This window comes from Novosphingobium hassiacum, from assembly GCF_014196055.1.
Classification (GTDB): Bacteria; Pseudomonadota; Alphaproteobacteria; order Sphingomonadales; family Sphingomonadaceae; genus Novosphingobium; species Novosphingobium hassiacum.
This window is the reverse complement of the sequence record NZ_JACICY010000001.1, coordinates 769,058-791,969: the sequence shown is the minus strand read 5'-3', so window position 1 is coordinate 791,969 and position 22,912 is coordinate 769,058. Positions and strand designations below refer to the sequence as shown.

Annotated in this window: 22 protein-coding genes; 10 read left to right on the top strand and 12 right to left on the bottom strand. The window is 64.2% G+C overall.

Annotation, left to right across the window (positions count from 1 at the left end; all coding sequences use genetic code 11):
• Nucleotide 1 precedes the first annotated feature (1 nt).
• Nucleotides 2–1,915 carry a potassium transporter Kup gene (locus GGQ88_RS03985; protein WP_183611778.1) on the bottom strand — a complete coding sequence of 638 codons (1,914 nt, stop codon included), beginning with the start codon at nucleotides 1,913–1,915 and terminating at the stop codon, nucleotides 2–4.
• Nucleotides 1,916–2,051: 136 nt separating this feature from the next.
• On the opposite strand from GGQ88_RS03985, the gene GGQ88_RS03980 reads away from it, so the two are divergent.
• The 7 genes from GGQ88_RS03980 (at nucleotide 2,052) to GGQ88_RS03950 (ending at nucleotide 10,240) form a co-directional block, all read left to right on the top strand.
• Nucleotides 2,052–2,330: a hypothetical protein gene (locus GGQ88_RS03980; RefSeq protein WP_183611777.1), complete on the top strand. Its 279-nt coding sequence runs from the start codon at nucleotides 2,052–2,054 to the stop codon at nucleotides 2,328–2,330.
• A 109-nt stretch (nucleotides 2,331–2,439) separates the two neighbouring features.
• Complete coding sequence (locus GGQ88_RS03975) at nucleotides 2,440–2,529, top strand: potassium-transporting ATPase subunit F (protein ID WP_183611776.1); 90 nt, start codon at nucleotides 2,440–2,442, stop codon at nucleotides 2,527–2,529.
• A 14-nt stretch (nucleotides 2,530–2,543) separates the two neighbouring features.
• Nucleotides 2,544–4,247, top strand: a complete 1,704-nt coding sequence (gene kdpA, locus GGQ88_RS03970) for a potassium-transporting ATPase subunit KdpA (protein WP_183611775.1) — start codon at nucleotides 2,544–2,546, stop codon at nucleotides 4,245–4,247.
• A 14-nt stretch (nucleotides 4,248–4,261) separates the two neighbouring features.
• A complete protein-coding gene (kdpB, locus tag GGQ88_RS03965; protein WP_246385421.1) occupies nucleotides 4,262–6,277 on the top strand; it encodes a potassium-transporting ATPase subunit KdpB in 2,016 nt (671 codons plus the stop codon).
• An 11-nt stretch (nucleotides 6,278–6,288) separates the two neighbouring features.
• Entirely contained in the window at nucleotides 6,289–6,885 is a 597-nt protein-coding gene (gene kdpC, locus GGQ88_RS03960) for a potassium-transporting ATPase subunit KdpC (protein ID WP_183611774.1), read from the top strand.
• Complete coding sequence (locus tag GGQ88_RS03955; protein WP_183611773.1) at nucleotides 6,882–9,542, top strand: DUF4118 domain-containing protein; 2,661 nt, start codon at nucleotides 6,882–6,884, stop codon at nucleotides 9,540–9,542. The genes kdpC and GGQ88_RS03955 overlap by 4 nt, the downstream gene beginning before the upstream one ends.
• Nucleotides 9,539–10,240 (top strand): response regulator, encoded by a 702-nt coding sequence (locus GGQ88_RS03950; protein ID WP_183611772.1) that lies wholly within the window; start codon nucleotides 9,539–9,541, stop codon nucleotides 10,238–10,240. Before GGQ88_RS03955 ends, GGQ88_RS03950 begins: the two co-directional genes overlap by 4 nt.
• Nucleotides 10,241–10,242: 2 nt before the next feature.
• On the opposite strand, the gene GGQ88_RS03945 is transcribed toward GGQ88_RS03950, so the two are convergent.
• Entirely contained in the window at nucleotides 10,243–10,941 is a 699-nt protein-coding gene (locus GGQ88_RS03945; protein WP_183611771.1) for an extensin-like domain-containing protein, read from the bottom strand.
• A 105-nt stretch (nucleotides 10,942–11,046) separates the two neighbouring features.
• On the opposite strand from GGQ88_RS03945, the gene GGQ88_RS03940 reads away from it, so the two are divergent.
• Nucleotides 11,047–11,385 (top strand): hypothetical protein, encoded by a 339-nt coding sequence (locus GGQ88_RS03940; protein WP_183611770.1) that lies wholly within the window; start codon nucleotides 11,047–11,049, stop codon nucleotides 11,383–11,385.
• Nucleotides 11,386–11,504: 119 nt separating this feature from the next.
• On the opposite strand, the gene GGQ88_RS03935 is transcribed toward GGQ88_RS03940, so the two are convergent.
• The 5 genes from GGQ88_RS03935 to GGQ88_RS03915 form a co-directional block, all read right to left on the bottom strand.
• On the bottom strand, nucleotides 11,505–11,783 hold the full coding sequence (locus GGQ88_RS03935) for a UvrB/UvrC motif-containing protein (RefSeq protein WP_183611769.1): 279 nt from the start codon (nucleotides 11,781–11,783) through the stop codon (nucleotides 11,505–11,507).
• A 105-nt stretch (nucleotides 11,784–11,888) separates the two neighbouring features.
• The gene (locus tag GGQ88_RS03930; protein ID WP_183611768.1) at nucleotides 11,889–12,458 is read right to left on the bottom strand and encodes a cupin domain-containing protein; all 570 of its coding nucleotides are present in this window, start codon (nucleotides 12,456–12,458) and stop codon (nucleotides 11,889–11,891) included.
• 47 nt (nucleotides 12,459–12,505) lie between these two features.
• Entirely contained in the window at nucleotides 12,506–13,663 is a 1,158-nt protein-coding gene (locus tag GGQ88_RS03925) for an alpha/beta hydrolase family protein (RefSeq protein WP_183611767.1), read from the bottom strand.
• 3 nt (nucleotides 13,664–13,666) lie between these two features.
• Nucleotides 13,667–14,569, bottom strand: coding sequence for a VOC family protein (locus GGQ88_RS03920; RefSeq protein ID WP_183611766.1), 903 nt, complete (start codon nucleotides 14,567–14,569; stop codon nucleotides 13,667–13,669).
• A gap of 11 nt (nucleotides 14,570–14,580) precedes the next feature.
• On the bottom strand, nucleotides 14,581–15,696 hold the full coding sequence (locus GGQ88_RS03915) for an FAD-dependent oxidoreductase (RefSeq protein WP_183611765.1): 1,116 nt from the start codon (nucleotides 15,694–15,696) through the stop codon (nucleotides 14,581–14,583).
• 133 nt (nucleotides 15,697–15,829) lie between these two features.
• On the opposite strand from GGQ88_RS03915, the gene GGQ88_RS03910 reads away from it, so the two are divergent.
• Both GGQ88_RS03910 and GGQ88_RS03905 read left to right on the top strand, forming a co-directional pair.
• Nucleotides 15,830–16,741 (top strand): LysR family transcriptional regulator, encoded by a 912-nt coding sequence (locus GGQ88_RS03910; protein ID WP_246385420.1) that lies wholly within the window; start codon nucleotides 15,830–15,832, stop codon nucleotides 16,739–16,741.
• Nucleotides 16,742–16,825: 84 nt separating this feature from the next.
• A complete protein-coding gene (locus GGQ88_RS03905; protein ID WP_183611764.1) occupies nucleotides 16,826–17,143 on the top strand; it encodes a hypothetical protein in 318 nt (105 codons plus the stop codon).
• 16 nt (nucleotides 17,144–17,159) lie between these two features.
• On the opposite strand, the gene GGQ88_RS03900 is transcribed toward GGQ88_RS03905, so the two are convergent.
• The 5 genes from GGQ88_RS03900 to GGQ88_RS03880 form a co-directional block, all read right to left on the bottom strand.
• Entirely contained in the window at nucleotides 17,160–17,990 is an 831-nt protein-coding gene (locus tag GGQ88_RS03900) for a 23S rRNA (adenine(2030)-N(6))-methyltransferase RlmJ (protein ID WP_183611763.1), read from the bottom strand.
• Nucleotides 17,991–18,338: 348 nt separating this feature from the next.
• Nucleotides 18,339–20,036, bottom strand: coding sequence for a GMC oxidoreductase (locus GGQ88_RS03895; protein ID WP_183611762.1), 1,698 nt, complete (start codon nucleotides 20,034–20,036; stop codon nucleotides 18,339–18,341).
• Nucleotides 20,036–20,665, bottom strand: coding sequence for a gluconate 2-dehydrogenase subunit 3 family protein (locus GGQ88_RS03890; RefSeq protein WP_183611761.1), 630 nt, complete (start codon nucleotides 20,663–20,665; stop codon nucleotides 20,036–20,038). The genes GGQ88_RS03895 and GGQ88_RS03890 overlap by 1 nt, the downstream gene beginning before the upstream one ends.
• Complete coding sequence (locus tag GGQ88_RS03885) at nucleotides 20,662–21,720, bottom strand: sugar phosphate isomerase/epimerase family protein (protein ID WP_183611760.1); 1,059 nt, start codon at nucleotides 21,718–21,720, stop codon at nucleotides 20,662–20,664. Before GGQ88_RS03885 ends, GGQ88_RS03890 begins: the two co-directional genes overlap by 4 nt.
• Entirely contained in the window at nucleotides 21,717–22,850 is a 1,134-nt protein-coding gene (locus GGQ88_RS03880) for a Gfo/Idh/MocA family protein (protein WP_246385419.1), read from the bottom strand. Before GGQ88_RS03880 ends, GGQ88_RS03885 begins: the two co-directional genes overlap by 4 nt.
• Between the last annotated feature and the right edge of the window lie 62 nt (nucleotides 22,851–22,912).

The following is a 22,912-nucleotide window of genomic DNA, read 5'->3' as shown; positions in this document are numbered from 1 at the left end:
TTCAGATCTCGACCTGACTGCCGAGTTCGATGACGCGGTTCGTGGGGAGTTTGAAGAACTCCATTGCGCTTTCGGCATTGCGGACCATCCATGCGAACAGCCTCTCGCGCCAGATCGCCATGCCGGGACGGCTGGTTGCTATGAGGGTCTGGCGGGCGAGGAAGTAGCTGGTGTCCATCGGCTTGAACGGCCCGCCTGCGCGGTTCTCCTGCGCCAGCTCTGCGGGGATATCGACCTCGTCCATGAAGCCATAGTCGAGCACGATACGATAAAAGCCGCTGCCAAGGTCTTCGACCTCGCTGCGCTGTTCGGGTGGCACGTGCGGCACGCTGGCGGTCGTTACGGTAAGGATCGCGACGCGTTCGTGGAGGATGTGATTGTGCTTGAGGTTGTGCAGCAGCGCGGGCGGGATGCCTTCGGTCGATGATGCCAGGAACACCGAACTGCCTGCGACGCGGCGGACCTTGTCGCCGATCGAGGTGAGGAACAGGTCGAACGGCATCGCGTCTTCCTGCAACCGCGTGTGGACGAGTCCGCGGCCGGTCGCCCAAGTGGTGAGCAGGGTGAAGGTGACGCCCGCGATCAGCAGTGGAAACCAGCCGCCGTCGGGGATTTTGGTTATGTTCGAGGCGAAGTAGAGGCCATCGACGAGCAGGAATGTGCCGGTTACCAGGCCTGCCAGCAGCGGATGCCACTTCCATACCGCGAAGGTCAGCACGCCGAGCATGCAGGCGGTGATGAACATCGTGCCGGTAACCGCGATGCCATAGGCGGCCGCAAGGTTGCTCGACGTGCCGAAGCCGATCACCAGCATCACGACGAGCACCAGCAGGCCCCAATTGACCAAGGGCACGTAGATCTGGCCTGCGGCCTTGGCGCTGGTGTGGAGGATCTTGATCCGGGGGAGAAAACCGAGCTGCACCGCCTGCTGTGACAGCGAGAACGCGCCCGATATGACCGCCTGACTGGCGATGATCGTCGCCAGCGTCGCGAGCAGGACCAGCGGCAGGCGCGCCCACTCAGGCGCCATCAGGAAGAACGGATTCTCGACCGAGGCCGGGTCGACGAGGAGCAGCGCCGATTGCCCGAGGTAATTGAGCATCAGGCAGGGAAACGCCGCGTAGAGCCATGATACGGTGATCGCCTTGCGGCCGAAGTGCCCCATGTCGGCGTAGAGCGCCTCTGCCCCGGTGACTGCGAGCACGACCGAGCCGAGTGCAAGGAAGGCAAGGCCCGGGTCGATCGTGAAGAAGCGGATCATATGATGCGGACTGAGCGCCCACAGAATTTCGGGCGCGGCCATGATGCCGCGGATGCCGAGGAGCGCGAGCACGAGGAAATAGACGAGGATGATCGGGCCGAACAGGCGGCCGACCGCCGCCGTGCCGCGCTTCTGGATCGAGAACAAGCCGATCAGGATCGCGATCGAGATCGGCAGGACGTAGCGTCCGAAAGCGGGATTGACCACGGTCAGGCCCTCGACCGCAGACAGCACCGAGATTGCCGGCGTGATAATCGCATCGCCGTAGAACAGCGAGGTTGCGACCAGCCCGAGCATGACCACGGCCACGCCGCGCTTGCCGGCGCCACCCAGCTTGCGGTCGATCAGCGCGAGCAGCGCCAGACTGCCGCCTTCGCCCTTGTTGTCGGCGCGCAGGACGATGAACACGTACTTGATCGTGACGACCAGCATCATCGTCCAGAATACCAGCGAGAGCACGCCGAACACGTGTTCACGGTCCACCGCGAGGGGGTGATGGCCGATGAAGCTTTCGCGTAGCGCATAGAGCGGTGAAGTGCCGATATCGCCGAACACCACGCCGATCGCGCCCAACGCCATCGTCGGCAGGCTCTCAGTGTGATGATGGGGCGTCGGCTGGTCGGCGGTGAGTGGTTGGGAGGCAGACGGGGTCATCGTTCACGAATAGAACCGGCCCTTGCAGGGTGCCATGAACTTTATGGAATCTTTACGGTTTCCACCGGGTTTCGGGTAGAACCTTTACGGCGATCGGATGCAGTTGCGGCTCACTCAAAGCAGTGGGGATGTGACCATGTCCGGAAATCTGAACCGCCTTCGCAAAGGCGAACGCTGGCCCGCCGCCGAGCTTGGCCTGCGCGGGTTGGGGCTCGCCGTGCTTTACGCGTGCTGGCGCGTGGCCGGTTGTGCGCGGCGTCTGGCGGTAGTGCCGCAGGGCCATCAGCCGCCGGTCAGCGAATACGCAGTATGCTTGGTGGCGGTCGTGCTGCTGGCCGCCGGGATCGCTCTGACGATCGAGGGCCCGGGGCTGTTCCGCCACGTGCCCATCCCCGGCCGCAGCGGCAACTTGTGAGGGATCCTCGAACCATGACCGACTTTACCGCCCTGGCAATCCTTGCCGGATTGTTCGCGCTTACCCTCGCCTTCGTGCGGCTTTGCGAAAAAGCCTGAGGAGCCAACCCATGACCTTATCGCTAACGTTGGCGGGACTGACCGCCGGGGCGCTGCTCGTTTACCTGTTGGCCGTGCTGATCCGGCCCGAGCGGTTCTGAAGGGTGTGCAGGACATGACGATTCAGGGCTGGACGCTTATCCTCGTCTTTACCGTGCTGGTCTTTGCGATGGCCAAGCCATTCGGCATGTGGCTGTTTGCGTTGTACGAAGGCAGGCGCACGCCATTGCACCGGCTGCTCGGCCCGGTCGAGCGCGGGTTCTACACGCTCGCGGGCATCGATCCGGACGCGGAGCAATCGTGGCGCCGCTACGCGCTGCATATGCTGGTGTTCCAGCTGGTGCTGGTGGTGTTCACATACACGGTCCTGCGGCTGCAGGGCGTGCTGCCGATGAACCCGCGGGCGTTGCCGGGCATTGGGGCGGACGGCGCGATCAACACCGCGATCAGCTTTGTCACCAACACCAACTGGCAGTGGTATTCGGGCGAGGTCGCGCTTTCCAACTTTTCCCAGATGTTCGGGCTGGTGATCCACAACTTCCTGTCGGCGGCGACCGGCATCGCGGTGGCATTCGCGCTGTTTCGGGGCTTCGCCCGGCGCGAGGTGGCGAGTGTCGGCAATTTCTGGGCCGATTGCACACGCGTGACGCTGTACCTGCTGCTGCCGGTAAGCGTGGTCTACGCGCTGTTCCTGATAGCAAGCGGCGTGCCACAGACGCTGGCGGCGTCGGTCGAGGTGACGACGCTGGAAGGCATCAAGCAGACGATCGCGCTGGGGCCGGTGGCGAGCCAGGAAGCGATCAAGATGTTCGGCACCAACGGTGGCGGCTTCTTCAACGCCAATTCGGCGCATCCGTTCGAAAATCCGACTGCCTTGACCAACTTCGTCGAGATGCTGTCGATCTTTGCGCTGGGTGCGGGCCTGACGTGGTGCTTCGGCAAGGCGGTCGGCAATACCCGGCAGGGCTGGGCAATCCTGGCGGCGATGATGGTGCTGTTCGTTGCCGGGGCGAGCGTTGCCTACTGGCAGGAAGCGGCGGGCAATCCGATCCTGCACCAGCTTGGCGCTGCCGGCGGCAATATGGAAGGCAAGGAGGTCCGCTTCGGGATTGCCGCCAGCGCGCTGTTCTCGGTCGTCACCACGGCGGCATCGTGCGGCGCGGTCAACGCGATGCATGACAGCTTTACCGCGCTGGGCGGGATGATCCCGCTGTTCAACATGCAGATCGGCGAAGTCGTCGTCGGCGGGGTTGGCGCAGGTATCTACGGGTTCCTGCTGTTCGCACTGCTGGCGGTGTTCGTGGCGGGGCTGATGGTGGGCCGGACGCCGGAATACGTCGGCAAGAAGATCGAGGCGCGCGAGGTCAAGCTGGCGGTGCTGGCGATTGCGATGCTGCCGCTGTGCATACTTGGCCTGACGGCGGTGAGCGCGGTGATGCCGGAGGGTCTTGCAGGGCCGTTGAACAAGGGTCCGCACGGGTTTTCCGAGATTCTCTATGCGTTCAGTTCGGGCACGGGCAACAACGGATCGGCCTTCGCCGGGCTGAGCGCCGGCACGCCGTTCTACAACGCTCTCCTGGCGGTCGCGATGTGGCTGGGGCGGTTCTTCGTGATCGTGCCGGTGCTGGCGATCGCCGGGAGCCTTGCTGCCAAGAAGCACACACCCGAGACCGCCGGATCGTTCCCGACGACCGGGCCGCTGTGGATCGGGTTGCTGATCGCGATCATCCTGGTCGTGGGGGGCCTCACCTTCCTGCCCGGGCTCGCACTTGGCCCGATTGCCGATCATCTTGCGATGGTCTCGGGCCAGCAGTTCTGAAGAGGCATAAGCCCATGACAACAGCTCAATCGATGTTTTCGGCAAAGCTGGTCGTTCCGGCGATCGGCGACGCCTTCCGCAAGCTTTCTCCGCGTCAACTGGTCAAGAACCCGGTGCTGTTCACGACGGCCGTCGTTGCGGCGCTGCTGACGGTGCTGGTGGTGGTGGGCGAGGACCCGCTGCCGCTGGGCTTTCAGTTGCAACTGATCGTATGGCTGTGGCTGACGGTGCTGTTCGGCACCTTTGCCGAGGCGCTGGCCGAGGGCCGGGGGCGCGCGCAGGCGGCATCGTTGCGCGCCGCCAAGAGCGAACTTGTGGCGACCTTGCCCGACGGGCGCACCGTGGCGGCATCGGCGTTGGCGCGTGGCGATAGCGTCGTCGTTGCGGCCGGGGAGCTGATCCCGGCGGATGGCGAGGTTATCGCGGGCGTCGCTTCGGTCAACGAAGCAGCGATCACCGGCGAAAGCGCGCCGGTGATCCGTGAGGCGGGCGGCGACCGGTCGGCGGTGACGGCGGGCACGCGGGTGATTTCCGACAGCATCACGGTGCGGGTCACACAGGAGCCGGGCAAGGGCTTTCTCGACCGGATGATCGCGCTGGTCGAAGGGGCCGAGCGGCAGAAGACGCCCAACGAGATCGCGCTGACGATCCTGCTGGTGGGCCTGACGATCATCTTCCTGATCGCGGTGAGCACGATCCCCTCGTTTGCCAGCTATGCAGGTGGCAAGATCCCCGTGGCGATCCTGGCGGCGCTGCTGGTGACGCTGATCCCGACAACGATCGCGGCGCTGCTGTCGGCGATCGGCATTGCCGGGATGGACCGGCTCGTGCGCTTCAACGTGTTGGCGAAATCCGGGCGTGCGGTCGAGGCGGCGGGCGACGTTGATGTGCTGCTGCTCGACAAGACCGGGACGATCACGATCGGCGACCGGCAGGCGGGCGATTTCATTGCGGTGAGCGGCGTGACAGTGAACGCGCTTGCGGCCGCGGCGATGCTGGCGAGTCTTGGCGACGAGACGCCCGAGGGACGCTCGATCGTGGTGCTGGCGCGCGAGAAGTTCGGCGTTGCCGCGCAGGAACTTCCGGACGGAGCTCAAGTCATTCCGTTCACCGCGCAGACCCGCCTGTCGGGCGTGCAGGGCGATTTCGGGCTGGTCCAGAAGGGCGCGGTCGATGCGCTGCTGCGTGCCAATCCGGAGGCGGCGAACGGCAAGGACGCGTTTGAACTGCGGCGCATTTCGGAGGAGATCGCGCGGTCGGGACAGACGCCGCTGGGCGTGTCGCGCGACGGTCGGCTGCTGGGGGTGATCGCGCTGCGCGACGTGATCAAGACCGGCGTTCGCGAGCGCTTTGCCGAACTGCGCCGCACGGGCATCCGCACGGTCATGATCACCGGCGACAACCCACTGACCGCTGCGTCGATCGCTGCCGAAGCCGGCGTCGACGATTTCCTGGCGGAGGCCACGCCCGAGGACAAGCTCGCGCTGATCCGGCGCGAACAGCAGGGCGGCAAGCTGGTTGCGATGTGCGGCGATGGCACCAACGACGCGCCGGCGCTCGCTCAGGCCGACGTCGGCGTGGCGATGAACACCGGCACGCAGGCCGCGCGCGAGGCGGGCAACATGGTCGACCTCGACAGCGACCCGACCAAGCTGATCGAGATCATCGGCCTGGGCAAACAGTTGCTGATGACGCGCGGCGCGCTGACCACGTTTTCGGTATCGAACGATGTCGCCAAGTACTTCGCGATCATCCCGGCGATGTTCGTGGTGCTTTATCCGGGTCTCGGCGTGCTCAACGTGATGCGGCTGGCCTCGCCGCAGAGCGCGATCCTTTCGGCGATCATCTTCAACGCCTTGATCATTCCCGCGCTGGTGCCGCTGGCGCTGAAGGGCGTGACCTACAAACCGATGGGGGCAGGTGCGCTGCTCGCCCGCAACCTTGCGGTCTACGGCCTGGGCGGCCTGATCGCACCGTTTGTCGGGATCAAGCTGATCGACCTTGCGGTCACCGGCCTTCACCTCGCCTGAGGAACAAACCCATGTCTAAAGACCTCTTTTCCTCGTTGCGTCCGGCATTGGTCCTGACCGTGCTGTTCGCGTTGCTGCTGGGCCTTGCTTACCCACTGGCCCTGACGGGTGCGGGGCAGGCGCTATTTTCCCGGCAGGCCAACGGTAGCCTCATCCGGCAAGGAGACCGCGTGGTCGGCTCCGAACTGATCGGGCAGGCGTTTGCCAGTCCGCGCTATTTCCACGGACGCCCCTCGGCAGCGGGTGCCGGATACGACGCGATGGCGTCGGGCGGGTCGAACCTCGGTCCGACCAGCAAGGTCCTTGCCGAGCGTGTGAAAGGCGACGTTGCCGCGCTGCAGACCTCACCGGGTAACCCCGCTCCGCCTGACATGGTGACAACTTCCGCTTCGGGGCTGGACCCCCACATCAGCCCCGAAGCGGCCTTTTTCCAGGTGGCACGCGTGGCTGCTGCGCGCGGGATCGATGCAGGCGCGGTACGCAAGCTGGTTGCCGATCACCGCGAGGGCGCGTTGCTGGGGTTCATCGGCGAGGCGCGTGTGAATGTGCTGGCGCTCAATCAGGCACTCGACACGATGGCGGGACGCGGCGCACAACCGGTACCGTGAACGAGCAACCGCGACCCGATCCCGACGCCCTGCTCCGCGCTGCCGGACGCGAGGGACGAGGCCGCCTCAAGGTTTTCCTTGGGGCGGCTCCCGGCGTTGGGAAGACCTACGAAATGCTGACCGATGCGGCGGCACGGCGCGATGCCGGCGTGGATGTGGTCATCGGCGTGGTCGAGACCCATGGCCGCGCCGAGACCGCGGCGAAGGTCCACGGATTTGAGATCGTACCGCGTCGGCGGGTGGACAGCCTCGATGAGGTGTTCGACGAGATGGATATCGACGCGATCTTGCAGCGTCGGCCCGCGCTGGTGCTGGTCGACGAGCTGGCACACACGAACGCGCGCGGGAGCCGGCACGACAAGCGCTATCAGGATGTCGAGGAACTGCTTGGTGCGGGGATCAACGTCTATTCGACGCTGAACATCCAGCATCTCGAAAGCCTCAACGACGTGGTCGCGTCGTTCACCAAGGTCCGGGTGCGCGAGACCCTGCCCGATCGGGTGATCGAGGAGGCCGACGTCGAGATCGTCGATATTCCACCTGACGAGCTGATCGAGCGGCTGCGCGAGGGCAAGGTCTATGTGCCCGAAGAAGCGACGCGCGCGCTGGGGAATTTCTTCTCGAAGTCGAACCTGACCGCCTTGCGCGAATTGGCGCTGCGCCGGGCGGCGCAGGCGGTCGATGCCCAGATGCTCGACTATGTCCGCGAACACGCGATGGCGGGCACATGGGCGGCAAGCGACCGAATCGTGGTGGCGATCAGTGAGCAGGCAGGATCGCTCGAACTGGTGCGCGCTGCCAAGCGGCTGGCCGATGCCTTGAAGGCACCGTGGACCGCCGCGCATATCGAGACGCCGCGTTCGTTGCGCTTCAGCGATGCCGAGAATGCGTGTCTGGCGCAGGTCATGCACCTGACAGCGCAACTCGGCGGGCAGGTGGTTACGGTGCCCGCCGAGCATATTGTCGAAGGGCTGAAGCGCATCGTCATAGAGGCGCGCGCGACACAGCTGATTGTCGGCAAGTCGGCAAGGTCGCGGTGGTTCGAACTGCGTCATGGCTCGGTGGTCGACCGCGTCGTGCGCGAAACGCCGGGCGTTGGGGTGCACGTTCTGCCGATGGAGACCATCGCGCCTGCCAGTCGCACGAAGGATGCGCAGCCGACTGGACGGTGGGGCAACGTGGGGGGCTATGGCATTTCACTGGCGCTGATCCTGCTGGTGACGGTGATCGGCGACCTGATCTTCTCGCGCGCCAACATCGCCAACCTCGGGCTGCTGTTCCTGATTCCCGTGATGGTTGCCGCGACGCGCTTTGGCTTGCGCACCGGCATCGTCACCAGCCTTGCGTCTTCGCTCGCGTACAACTTCTTCTTCATCCCGCCGACGCACACCTTCACGATCGAGGACCCGCAGAACATCATCACCGTGCTGGTGCTGCTGGGCGTGGCGGTGGTGAGCAGCCAGCTGGCATCGCGGGTGCGCGAACAGGCGCTGCTGGCGCAGGCCAGCGCGGCGCAGAACAGTTCGCTGGCAGGTCTTGCGCGGTTGCTTACCGGGATCAGCGACCGCGACGAGCTGGCCCATGTGCTGTGCGCCGAGGTCGGGCGGCTGTTTCAGGGCAATGCGCTGCTGATGCTACCGGACGAGGGCGGGCTGGCGTTGCGATCATCGTGGCCGGACGCGGCGCATCTGGAGACGCTGGACAATGCAGCAGCGCGGTGGGCGTTCGAGAACGGGCGCGCTGCGGGCATGGGTTCGGATACGCTGACCGCATGCGAATGGCTGTTCCAGCCGGTCAGTGCCGGTGGCAAGGCCCTGGGGGTGTTCGGACTGTCTCGTTCCGATGCCGGCGCGCCGGTGCGATCGGATCAGTTGCCGCTGCTGCTCAGCCTGATCGATCAGGCGGGACTGGCGCTGGAGCGGATCGGGCTTGAGCAGGAAATGTTCAAGCTCTCGCACATCCGCGAGGGCGACCGGCTGCGCCAGACGCTGCTGTCTTCGGTAAGCCACGATCTGCGTACGCCGCTGACCACCATCCTGGGGACGTTGCAGGCGATGCGTCCGCTGTCGGCGGAGCAGGACATGCAGTTGATGGCGACGCGGACCGAGGCGGAGCGGCTGCATCGGTTTGTCGGCAACCTTCTGGATATGGTGCGGATCGAGGCCGGCGCGCTGCATCAGTCGATCGAACCGGTGGATCTTTCCGAAGCGTTGGCGAGCGCGGTGCAGGACTTGCGCGGCGCGCTGGAGGGGCATGTGTTGCAGATTGCAATTCCGGCGGACCTGCCGTTCGTGCTGGTCGATCCGCAACTGTTCCACCACTGTCTGATCAACCTGATCGAGAATGCGTCGAAGTATGGCGAGGACGGATCGCAAGTGACCATCGGTGCAGAGCGCGACGGGCAGGGGCTGGTATTGCGTATCGAGGACGAGGGGCCGGGGATACCTGTGGGCGACGAAGAGCGGATATTCGAGACGTTCGCGCGGATCGAGGGATCGGACCGGAAGGGCGGGACCGGCCTCGGGCTGGCGATCGTGAAGGGATTCGCCGAGGCGATGGGCCTTGAGGTCAGCGCGGCGAACCGGCGCGAGCGGGCGGGCGCTTGTTTCACGATTCGCTTTGGCAACGCGCAATTGCGCGAGTGTCCTGCGGCATGAGCGGTCCGAAGACTGGGGGCGTGACCATTCTTGTGGTGGACGACGAGCCTGCCATCCGTCGGCTGTTGCGCGCGAGCCTGACGCGGGTGGGATACACCGTGGTCGAGGCGGGCACTGCGCGTGAAGCCTTGGCGGCGCTGCATATCGACAAGCCCGAAGTGGTGCTGCTCGATCTGGGGTTGCCCGATCGCGACGGGCTGGAGATGATCCCGCTGATCCGTACGGCGGGGGTGGCGGTGATCGTGGTTTCGGCGCGCGATGCGACCGAGCAGAAGGTTGCCGCGCTCGATCTGGGGGCGGACGATTACGTGTCCAAGCCGTTCGACAGCGACGAGGTGCTGGCGCGCATAAGGGCGGCGCTGCGCCACCGGCTGGCGAGCGAGACGGCGGTGCCTGTCGTGTATAGTGGCGAGGTCGAGATCGATCTTGGCGCGCGGATAGTGCGCCGGGCGGGCGAGGAGGTTCACCTGACGCCCAAGGAATATGCGATGCTCGCCGAGCTTGCGAAAAGCCCGGGACGGGTGGTGACGCACAGCCAGTTGCTGAAAGCGGTGTGGGGGCCAGGGCACGAGAGCGACGTCGAGTACCTGCGCGTGGCGGCGCGGGGCATCCGGCGCAAGCTGGAGAGCGACCCTGCGCAGCCGCAGCTCATCCGCAACGAGCCGGGGGTGGGATATCGGCTGCTGGGGGTCGGCTGATCCTAGCGGCAGACAGTCCAGCCGCCTGAGCGACTTGCCTGATCGAGGTGGAGGTGGTCGGCGTGGGCGGCGTTGTAATCAGGCGAGAGCACGGTGGCGTAGCTGCGGCAGGCCGAATCGCGCACGGTGCGCAGGAACGCGGCGTCGTCTGCAGGGCCGGTCCAGCCGGTGCGGACGACCACGCGGCGCCCGTCGGCGAGCACGAAAGCGCTGATGTCGATCGCGTTGCCGGTGGCGTGCTCGCTCCAGCTCTGGCCCCCGGCGATCCGGCGGCAGCTTGCAGTGCCGAAATGCTCGATGCGCACGACGCGGGCGCGGAAGATGGTCTGCGCGGCGGGCTGCACGCCATGTTCGAGCCACCACGCTAGGCCTGCATCGACGGCGCAGGTCGCTTGCGGGCTGCGAGGGGCGAGCAGGCGGCTGGACAGGATCTGGCGATCCTCGCGGCGGCATTGGCCAGATCCCGTCGCGGGCAGCGGGGTTGTCGCAATGTCGCTGCGTTCGAGGAACGAGGCACAGACCTGATGGTCGCCGCGCAGCTTTGCGAACTTGGCGGCGGTCGCCCATCCCGGCGGGTCCGTCAGAGATAGCGGCGCCCAAGGATCATGCTCGGGATGATCGGCGAGCCACGCCTTGCCGAACAGCGCGAGGCAGGCAATCGTCAGCACGGTTATGGCGATGGTGTCGAGCGGGAAGCGCATGGGTTACAAATCCGGGACGACGCGTAACGTTTCATCATTGCTGCGGCAATGTGCTAGACCAAGGCGGGCGAGCGTGATGCGCCGCAAAGGTTCAGGCAGGGAAGTATGGCTCGCAAGCATTCGAAGCGTGACGCGTATCGGGATGAGCCCGACGAGGAGGACGTGGTGGTGCCGCCGGTGCCGTGCTGGCTTTGCGGGCGGCCCGTGGGCAAGACCATCGTGTGGCATCATCCCGTGCCCAAGAGCCGGGGCGGGCGCGACACCGTGCCGATGCATTCGATCTGCCAGCAGACGCTGGTGGCGACCTTCACCAATTCGGAATTGCAGCGCTTCGGGATGGACGTCGAAGGCGTGCTGGCAAACCCGGCAGTGCGCAAGTTCGTCGATTGGGTGGCGAACAAGGACCCCGATTTCACCGCCACGATCGCAAAGAAGCAACGCTGACAGGCGCGATCCGATGATCCTTACGCAATCAGGATGACCTCGATCCCGGCTGCGACGATCGCCGTTTCGATCAGGCGGCCATGTTTAGCGGCATGCGAGTTAGCCAACGGCGGCTGATATCAGGACCGTTTCGGTCGACGACCGGACGTCATCGGATCTGGCTTGCTTGGCGTTTTCCAACCTGGCGGCACAACCGGCTTTGCCTTGTTGGTCCCGATGCCCATCGCTCCGGGCTTTTGCCGCGACAAGCCAGAGGTGTCCGCCCGGGCCGCCTCCTCCGGGGTCGCGCCACCACGAACCAGATTGATCCGGTCACGTAGCAGGCGCGCCTCCTCGAAGTCTTCGCGCTCTGCGGCTGCGATCATTCGGCGTTCCAGGTCTGCAATTTCGCTGTCCATGACCATCTGAACTTACTCGCCCAGCGGGCGTTCCGATACCGTCCGGGCGCGCGGCTTGCATTCCAGTTCGGCTTGCAGAAGTCGAAGGGTGCTGGGGCAGTCGACTCAGCGCCTGAGTTTCTCGTCAAATTCGCCGTCGATCAGCACGAAAACGATCCGGCAATTGCGGTCCGAGCGATTGGACCAGCCATGATTGGTCCCGCGCTGGATCACGATGTCGCCGGCGCGAACGGTGGTCTCGCCTTCGTCCATGATCAGCACCAGTTCGCCTTCGATCACGATCCCGTAGTCGATGGTTTCGGTGCGATGCATCAGCGCATGGCGCGATTCTTCGCCATGATGCGCGGAGGCATCGTGCGCTCCGACTTCGGCGAAATGCGCGCGGGCTTCCTCGGGCGTCATCGTGCGGATGCCGTCGCCCTCGGGCGGGATATCGAGCACGCGGATGCGCGTGCCGTTCTTGGGCGGCGCAAGGATGATGCCCTGTTCAACTGGCTCACCCGACGCGGCGTCCAGCGGGGCGGGGGTGGCCTGCGTGTTCCAGACCTCGTGGAACATCGGACCGATCTCCCCGCCGACGCGCTGGACACGCTGAACGGGACCATCTTCCTGGATGATCGCGCGGCCCGAGGCATCATGGCCGGTTACGACACGGCGAACGGTTGCAAATTCCATATGCGTATTCCTTGACTGGTTTCGTTGCCGACCTGGATTTGCGGCGATCAAGCGGTATGGCCACCGAGCGTTTCGGCGAACCAATCGGCGATGTAATCGCGGCCATAGGACATGTTGTCCGCGCCGACGTGTTCCACGCCGCCCTCGCGCTCGGTAAACAGCTTGAGCGCGCGCTTCGGGCTGTTGACCAGCTGGTCGTAGCAATCGTGCGCGTAATCGACGCTGATCTGGCGGTCCTTCGCGCCATGCGTGACCAGAAACGGCACCTTGATCCCGTCCATATGGCCGTTCAGGTTCATGCCTTCGGCCTTGGCGAGGAAATCGTCCATGTCGCTCGCGCCGAAAGCCCACATCACGTGCGCCCAATAGTGCGGGACGGGGTTTTCACCTTCGCGCTTCAACCGCTTTTGCTGAACTTCGGCCCAGTTATGGTTCGCACCCCAGACCGCGCCGCTGGCGAAGCGGGGCTCATAGGCAACGGCGCGCGGGGCGAAGTGGCCGCCGAGCGAAATGCCGGTCATGCCGATGCGCGAAGGATCGACGTCGTCCTGTTGCTCGAGCCAGTCGACGGCTTTGCTCGCCCAGTTTTCGCTGTGCGGATCGACGGGCAGGTTCTGCAATCGCAACGCTTCACCCGACCCGGGCTGATCCACACAAAGCGTGGAAATCCCACGCCGCGCCAGCGCTTCGGGCAGGCGCGACCAGTACAGCAGCTCCTTGCAGCTATCGAGTCCGTTGCAATAGACCACGACGGGGTGGGGACCGTCGCCGGGCGCGCGGGTGTAGAGTGCGGGCATCGTCCCGGTCGAGAGTGGCACTTCGACACGCTCCCGGTTGATCTTGCCCAGCCCGGTAGACCGATCGAACGTCTCGCGCGCCTTGGCGTAAGTGGCCTCGCGACCGGGATGACCGTGACCCTGCATCCGTTCGGCATTGAACAGGTAGAGCGATGCGCGCTCCAGCTTGTCGGATGCGGAGAACGCGCGGCCCTCGGCCTCGTCCTCTGCAGCCAGATCGATCAGCTTGTCGGCCATCTTGACCCACTGCGCCATGAACAGCGGCGTGCCGGCGTCCGCCCCAGACGCTGCGGCGTCCTTGATCGGCTGACACATGTCGACGATTTCGCCGATGCGCCCGCCGCTTTCCATCGCTATGGCGACCGACAGGTTCCAGATATAATTCGGAAAATATTCGAACAGAGCCATCGCTTAGACCTCCACAGCCTGGAACAGGCCTTTGTCGGCCTCGGCATGCGGCATGGTCTGGGGACCGCCGACGCCGATGCCCCACTGGTCCATGATGCCCGGTGCCGGTGCATGGACTTTCGCTTCGTGCGTCAGGAAATCGACGTCTTCGAGTTCCGAGCTGTACTCGACCGCGAAACCTGCAGGCGTGGTGAAATAGCTGAAGGTGTTGTTGCCGGCCGTGTGGCGGCCCGGACCCCAGCGGATGTCGGTGCCTTTCAAGCGCAGACGGTTGATACCGACCATCATGTCGTCGACGGTGAGCATGTCGTAGGCAACGTGGTTGAGACAGGGCGGCCCCGGCAACACGGCAATGCGGTGATGCGCGCTGTTGCAGCGCAGGAAGCACATGAAATCGCCCAGCCAGTCCGAGACCTTGAAGCCAAGCACGTCGCAGAACCATTCGACCAGCGCCTTGTGATCGGGCGAATGCAGCACGATGTGGCTGATCTTCTGCGGCACGCCCTCCCAGCGCACCAGTTCGCGCGCGGTGCGGCGGGCGACGTCGCTCGACACTTCGAACGTCAGGCCGTCGGGCGAAAAGAAGCGGAAGCCGTAGCCGCCGCCAAGCGCGTCCAGATCCTTGGGCGCGAAGATGATCCGCGCCCCTGACGCAACGACCTTTTCATGCAGCGCATCGACATCGGTGCGACTGTCTGCGGCAAGCGCGATGACGTCGATGCGCTGCTCTTCGGCTTGCCTCAGGCGGACGACGTGGTGTTCATCGCCGCCATCGGCTGTGAAATAGACCATGCCGTCCTGCTCGCCCACTTCGACCAGCTTCCATTGGTCGGCATAGAAGGCGCGCTCGGCCTCCAGGTCGGGCAGCGCATAGCCGACATAGCGAATTTCCGTGACGCGGCTCATGATCGGTTCCTTCACAGGGGTTTTGATACCATCGCGAACATTTCCGCAGTGGCTTTATGATTGTCGATGGGCGGCCCCTTGCCGAGCTGGCCCATGCAGATTTCGAGCGATTTCTCAACGATGTAGCGGCAGCGATCGTGGCGCCGGTCATGATAGGCGTTGAACGCGGTATCAAGATCGTCGTGCCGTGCCAGTTCCTCGGCCAGCACGATGCTGTCCTCGATCGCCATTCCCGCACCCTGGCCCAGATGGGGCGTGGTCGCATGGACGGCATCGCCCAGAAGGACGATGCGACCCTTGTGCCACGGCCCGTCGAGCATCATGCCTTCGAGCGGTCGGTATACCACTTCGCCATCATCCACGATGTGTTCGGCAAGCGCCTGAATTGCAGGCGAGCAACCGGCCAGCTTGGCGCGCATGGCGGCGGCGAGGCCCTCGCGCGGGTAACGGGGATTGTCCGGTTCAGCGGTCGTCACGAACATGTACATCAGGCTCGGCGATATCGGCACGAGACCGACGCCGGTTGGGCCGTTGTAGGCCTGCAAAGCGTCCAGGCCTTCGGGGCGGGGCAGGTTGTAGCGCCAGACTGCTTGCCCAGTGTAGTGCGGTCCCGGGGCATCGGGAAACAGCAGCGCGCGGGTCTGGGAATAGACGCCATCGGCGCCGATCACCACGTCGACGGTTTCCTGTGTGCCGTCGGAAAAGCTGACGTCCACCCGGTCGCCGCGATCGTCGATTTCGGTCGCGGTCACACCGAGACGGACCGACGCCCCCGATGCTATCGTTCGATCGCCCAGCACCTTGTGCAGGGCGGGGCGAGCGACGCCCAGGTTGGCTGGATAGCCATCGACGAGACGGGGCGAGGGAACGCGTGCGACTTTCGTGCCGTCGGGCGCGAAGACCTCGACCGCGTCGAACCCTGCGCCTGCGGCAACGTACTCCTCGAGCAGGCCGAGGTGATCCATCGCGCGCAGGACATTGGATTGCTGGATGATGCCCACGCCATAGACGCTCCACTTGGGATCGCGTTCGATGACCGTCACGTCGAAGCCTGTTCGGCGCAGGGCAATGGCGGAAGTCAGGCCGCCTATGCCTCCGCCGATGATGAGGATACGGGAATTTTCCATGATCAGGATTGCTGCCTAGCGAGTAAGTGGGGCGACGCTTGGCTTCAAACCCGGTCGAGATCGTTGGCTATGTGACACCGACGGGAAAATCAGTAAAATGGATGATATGTGTGGATTATAACAAGCGAGATTGATGATAATGCGGCTCGATCGTTTCGATCTGAACCTGTTGGTGGCGTTCGACGTCCTGGTTGAGGAGCGCAATGTCACGCGCGCGGCCAAGCGGCTCAATCTGACCCAATCGGCGATGAGCGCTGCATTGCGCCGGTTGCGTGACGCGTTCTCCGACGAGATTCTTGTCCAGTACGGCAAGAAGATGATCCCTACCGCGGCAGCCTTGTCGCTTGCGCCGGAGATATCCGCCGTCGTCGCAGATCTGCGGGGCCTCATATCCCGCGGGTTGAGCTTCGACCCGGCGCAAAGTCAGCGAACTTTCCGCATCGTGGCATCCGACTACATGACGACCGTTTTGCTGGGTCCGATAATCGGGCGGCTGCAGAAGGTCGCTCCCGGGGTAAGGATCGAAATCACGCTCCCGCGCAACGATATTCATGCGCGCCTGGAAGATGGCGACCTTGATTTCATCGTTGCGCCCGAACCCTTTCTCCAAGGATCACATCCCCGCGAACTGCTGTTCGAAGAGCGTCACGTTGTTGTTGGATGGTCGGGAAATCCGATTTTTCAGAAGCCTCTCACCGAAGAAGTCTATTACGGCGCCGGCCATGTGGCGGTCAGCGTATCGCGCGATGGGACTTTCATCGACAACCACTTGCGTGAATTCGGCGATCACCGCCGGATCGAGATCATTTGCGCGGCATTCAGCCAAGTTGCCTGGATGTTGCCGGACACGACAAGATTGGCCCTCATGCACGAGCGCCTCGCTCGCGTTATGGCGGCGAGGTTGCCACTGTGCATCGTCGATGCCCCCGTCGAGCTACCGATCATGCGAGAAATGCTGCAATACCACAACGCACGCGCTGCTGACGGCGGTATCATCTGGTTTCGCGAACAGTTGCGAACCGCCATCGCCAACCAGGTTTGCTGAGACCCGGCGGTCCGGCGAAGCGGTTGTCTTCCAATCCGCAGCCGCCCGGTGGTTTGTGGTCGTAGACATGCTAGGGATCGCTGCATGAACATCCACAAGCTTGCCGGTATCGTCGACGTCGACGGGTTTCAATATGAGTGGGAGCTGCGGAGCGAGCCGCAGTGGAGCGAGTCGGAAGGCTGGAAAGGCATGACCGTCGCTTTGCTGCGCAAGCAGACCCAGCGCGGCGCTTTGCTGGAATTCCCCCCGCCGAAACGCTTGCTGAAAGGTATGCCACGCGGCCGCCTACAGATCAGCGACGCGCTTGTAACCCGTGGCATTCAGGCAGCTTTGCACGCAGGCTGGGAGCCTGCGTCCAGGGGAAAGCCGGTGGTGTTTATGGTCGATGCGGATGGCAACTAGCCACGGGCCGTCTATCCTAATCGCCCAGCCAATCGCTTGTGACCTCGCCCTCATGGCCCTCGGGCACCAAGGCAGCGCGCAGGGCTTCCAGCAGGGGCGGCAGCGCCCGTGTGAAGGCGTAGGGTGGGTTGACGATAAAAAGGCCAGCGCCGTTATAGATGCCGGCCTGATCGCTATCGTATAACCAATGCTCCACCCACAGCAATTTCGGGATGCCGAGCTTGCGTAACTGTTCCTTCCACCGCCAATGCGTGGTGCGGTCTTTCAGCGGATACCAGATCACTGTCACGCCATGCGCCCATTTGCGGTGAGCCGCCGCTAGCGTAGCTGTGATCCGTGCGCGCTCGTCCAGCTGCTCATACGGCGGGTCGACAACCACCACGCCGCGAGGCGTTCGGGGCGGCAGCATGGCCAGCCAAAGCTCGTAGGCGTCGCGCTGGTGCACGGCAGCAGATGTGCCGCGCATGACGCCGCGCAGGGTATAGACATCCTCGGGATGTTTTTCGTTCAGGATCAGGAAATCCTGCGGACGCAGAAGTTGCGCCAGAATCTGGGGTGAGCCGGGGTAGAGATGCGGCTCGGCCCCGACATTCACCGCCCGTACGGCGGCGCAGTAGTCGTTGAGCAAGGGGTCCGGGTGGGCAAAGGCCCGCAGCACGCCCTGCGTGGACTCGCCGGTGCGCTGGGCATCGTCACTATCGAGGTCGTAAAGCCCGCAGCCGGCATGGGTGTCGATCAGGGTCAGCGCGCTCTGTTTGAGCTGCAAGGCCCGCACGAGGGCGATCAGCAGGCTGTGCTTTACGACATCCGCGCTATTGCCCGCATGAAAGGAATGGCGATAATTCATTGTGCTTAGAAATCCTGACGATCTGCCTTGATGTGAGCTGCTGAGGCGGGCGAGCCGAGCTCGAGGTGATTGAAGCAATCAATCCGGCTCGTCTAGAGCCGGAAACCTGGTTGGCCCGATAGGTCGCCGGGGCATCGATATGGAGCATGACGCCCGGACGATAGGCAGCGACGCCAAGCAGTGCGCCGCTTGTTCCTGCATTTTCCGATTGCCATCGCGCATTTCACGCGGGGATATCGCCGATGACCCCGGCCATATTGGGTTCGTTCAGCGTCATGGCGTGGTCGATCAGCTTGCGGCGATCGATCGTGTTGTTGTCGCTATTCGGCAGTTAGCCGATCAAGAGTCTCAGAGCGCACCCTGTTTCAACAGCTCGACGGCATGCGCTGCAGCGCGGGCCGTCAGCGCCATGTAGGTGAGTGACGGGTTCTGGCAGGCGGACGAACTCATCTGCGCGCCGTCGGTGACGAACAGATTTGGCACGTCATGCGCCTGGCTCCATTTGTTGAGCACAGACGTTGCCGGATTGTGCCCCATGCGCGCGCCACCCATCTCGTGAATGGAGGTGCCGCCGTTGTTGGGCTGGTCCATCCCCATGATGACCTGCGCCCCGGCAGCCGACATCATCGCACCTGCCTCGCGCTTGGCATCGGCAAGCGCTGCAAGCTCTTCCTTGCCATGGGCGAAGGTCACCTCAAGCTGCGGAATGCCGTGCTTGTCCGTCTTGTTGCTCAGCTTCAGGCGGTTGGTGGCGCGCGGCACCGATTCCGCGAACGTCACCAGCACCATCGTCCACATGCCCGGATGCCGCAAATCGTCCTTGAACGCAGCCCCGATCCCCGGCTGGCGCTTGCCGCGCGACCAGGTGCCCTGCAGTGCGCCGCCTTGGAACGAATAGCCGCGCGTGAACCCTTCGCCATCGAGACTGTCGAGGTTGCGGAAGCGCGGCATCACGATGCCTGTCGGACGATTGCCGTATGTCGTGCGGCCCTCGAAACCTGGCACCATAGCGAGAGCGGCGATGGCGTTGGCATGATCCATGATGTGCGTGCCGAGCACCCCGCTCGAGTTGGCCAGACCGTTCGGCGCCGCCTCCGATCGTGAGTTGAGCAGCAATTGCACCGAGTTGAAGGCGCCGGCGTTCAGGAACACCATGCGCGCGGTCGCCCGGGCTCGCGCGCCCGTATTGCGATTAACCCAGCGCACACCGGTCACACGCTTGGTCACCGGATCAAGATCGACCTGCTCGACGATTGCGTCGGTTTCAACCGTCAGCCGCCCGGTCTTCATTGCCGCCGGAAGCGTCGAGGACTGCGTCGAGAAATAGGCGCCATACGAACAGCCCCGCGCACAGATGTTGCGGTTCTGGCAGGGCCCCCTGCCTTCATCGCCTTTTGCCTGCGTCAGGTTGGCGGTACGGCCAATCGTGATCAGGCGATCGGGATATTTGGCGAGCACGCGCTCGCGCAGCGCCTGTTCAACGACATTGAGCGCCATCGGCGGCTGGAAGCGACCATCGGGAAGCTGCGCCAGCCCTTCCGCCGCACCGGAGACACCGATGAATTCCTCTACCTTATCGTACCATGGTGCCAGATCGGCGTAGCGGATCGGCCAGTCCGTTCCTTGCCCATCGCGCCGGTTGGCGTCGAAGTCATAGTCCGACCAACGGTAGCATTGCCGCCCCCACGTCAGCGATCGGCCACCGAGCTGATAGCTGCGAAACCAGTCGAACTTTGTGTCCTCGCCTGTCTGGTACGGGTTTTCCGCATCGTTGACGAAATGGCCTTGCGTGAACTCGTTGAAGTGCCGGTTGAGCATCTGCACCGGATATTCACGCGCGTAGAGCTCGGCGTCGCCCACGCCTCGAAACGGCAGCTCCCAAGGGGCCTTCATCTCGGTTGTGTAGTCTTTTTGATGTTCGATGTTGCGACCGCGCTCGATCATCAGAACCTTTAGGCCGGCTTCGGTCAGCTCTTTCGCGGCCAGACCCCCGGTGATGCCCGAACCCACGACGATGACGTCGAACTGTGCATTTTCCTGCGCCATCAGCCGAACTCCACCGCTGTCCAGTCGCTCGACCAGGCGCGATCGGTTGGCGACAACGGCAGATCGGGATCGAAGCGGCCGGGCACCAGTTCGTAGCGCAATTCGCGCGAGCCCCCGGTTTGCGACGTGTAATAACCTGTCAGGATCAGCCCCTTTACAGCGACCCAGGGCGACCAAGCTGCGCCCCGCGCCATCGCGGCAGCGTCGATCGCGCCGAGGATGGCGACGCGCTCCGTCGGGCTTCGGCGCAGAAAATCGCCATTGCTGGCCTGGTCCAGTGTCCGCTCTAGCCACAGCGCGTGGCGCAGAGAGCCGTCGCGCCGCGTCAGGGGCGCAAGTGCGGGCGTTACCGCGCCACTCGCCATCGGCGCGCGCGTGCCAGACAGGCCGTGGGCCAATGCCAGCAGCACGAAATCGCCCGTTCCGACATCGCGCGCGCCCGGCGTATCGGTTCTGGGGATGACGAGATCGGCGACTTCGGCCATCAGCGCGCGCTGTCGATCGCTTGGCAAGTCTTCGGGATCGAGTTTGATCCAGTGGACCGTTGCCGCAGGTACACCGACGCATAGCGCAAGCAACGCACCGGCGCCGAGAAACTCGCGCCGCCCCCAGGGTGCGGACGCGCTCATTTCGGGATGCCCATGATGCGCTTGTTAAGCTCGCGATCCGCGCCAGCGGCGGCGAAGTCGTCGAATGCGTGTTCGGTGACGCGGATGATGTGGCGGTCGATGAACGGTGCGCCTTCGGCTGCGCCCTGTTCGGGGTGCTTCAAGGCGCATTCCCATTCGAGCACGGCCCAGCCGGCAAAGTCATATGCCGCCATCTTCGAGAAGATGCCGCCGAAATCGACCTGCCCGTCACCCAACGAGCGAAACCGCCCCGGCCGATCGACCCAGTTCTGGTAGCTGCCATAGACGCCCGATCGACCGTTGGGCCGGAACTCGGCATCCTTCACATGAAAGCACTTGATGCGTTCGTAGTAGATATCGATGAACTGCAAATAGTCGAGCTGCTGCAGCACGAAGTGGCTGGGGTCATAGAGTATGTTGGCGCGCGGGTGATTGCCGACCCGATCGAGGAACATCTCGAACGTCACGCCATCGTGCAGGTCCTCGCCTGGATGAATCTCGAACCCGATGTCGACGCCCTCGGCATCGAAGTGGTCAAGGATCGGCTTCCACCGCCGCGCCAGTTCGTCGAACGCATCCTCGACCAGCCCCGCCGGCCGCTGCGGCCAGGGGTAGAAATAGGGCCAGGCGAGCGCGCCGGAGAAGCTGGCATGCGCGGTGAGGCCAAGTCGGCGGCTCGCGGTGGCCGCCTTCTTCACCTGATCGACCGCCCAAGCCTGTCGAACAGCGGGGTTGCCACGCACATGCTCGGCGGCGAAACCATCGAACTGCGCATCATAGGCCGGGTGCACCGCGACCAATTGGCCCTGAAGGTGAGTCGACAATTCGGTGATTTGCAGCCCGTGCGAAGCGGTTATCCCAATCACCTCGTCGCAATAATCCTGGCTTTCCGCCGCGCGATCAAGGTCGAACAGCCGCTTGTCCCAGCTAGGGATCTGGATGCCCTTATAGCCCAGCGACGCGACCCAGCGCGCGATGCTGTCGAGCGAGTTGAACGGCGCTGTGTCACCGACGAACTGCGCCAGGAAAATGCCGGGACCTTGGATCGTCTTCATTGCGTCGCTCCTTCGCCAATCAGATCGACCCAGCCAGCATCGTCCCGGCTGGCAGTCACCGCCGTCTCCACGAAAGCCATGCTCCGCAGACCATCCGCAATCCCGGGCAATAGCGGAGCGGCCGCACCGCGCAGCACCGCCGCAAAATCGCGATACAGGTTGGCGAACGCCTCGAGATAGCCCTCCGGATGCCCGCCCGGTGTGCGCGTGCGCGCCTGTGCGTCGGGCCCGATCTGAGCCGTGCCCGCGCGCACGATCTCGGTCCCTCCATCGATCCGGTGCAAGATCAATTCGTTCGGCGTCTCCTGCCGCCAGACAAGGCCGCCCTGGTCGCCATAGATGCGAATGCGCAAGCCATTGAGTTCGCCAACCTCGATCTGCGAGGCCAGGAGCACGCCGCGCGCGCCATTTTCGAAGCGCAGCAGGATCGAGCAATCGTCGTCCAACGCCCGACCTGGCACCACCGCCGCAAGGTCTGCGAGCAGCCGCGTGACCTTGAGACCGGTCACGAACTCGGCCAGTTGAAACGCGTGGACGCCGATATCGCCGATGCAGCCGCCCGCTCCGGCCCGCGCCGGATCGACGCGCCACTCGGCCTGCTTGCCATCGGCCGCCCCGGCCAGCCAGCCCTGCCGGTACTCGACCACGACCTTGCGCACCGTGCCGATTGCGCCTGCCGCCACCCGCGCCCGCGCTTCACGCACCAGCGGATAGCCTGAATAGGTGTACGTCAGCGCATAAGGCCGACCGGCCTGCGCGATCAGCTCCGCCAGTTCCCGCGCCTCGGCAAGCGAGGCCGTCATCGGCTTGTCGCTCATCACGGCCACGCCCGCGGCCAATGCAGCGCGCGCCGCCGGCAGATGGTGGTGGTTCGGACTGGCGATCGTCACGAAATCGATGCCGTCTTCGCGCTTCGCCTCGCTGGCGAACATCGTCGCAAGGTCAGGATAGGCTCTGGCGGGATCGATCTTATAGTCGGCTGCGGACGCTAGAGAACGTCCCGCATCGCTGCTGAACACGCCGGCGACCAACTCGATCTCACGGTCCAACTCGGCCGCAAAGCGGTGCACAGGTCCAATGAACGCACCCGCACCACCGCCAATCATTCCCATGCGAAGCCGTCTGTTCATATCTCTCGCAATGCAACCGATCGACTCGACGTCAATAGTATTGGTGGGGCAGGTTTGCACCC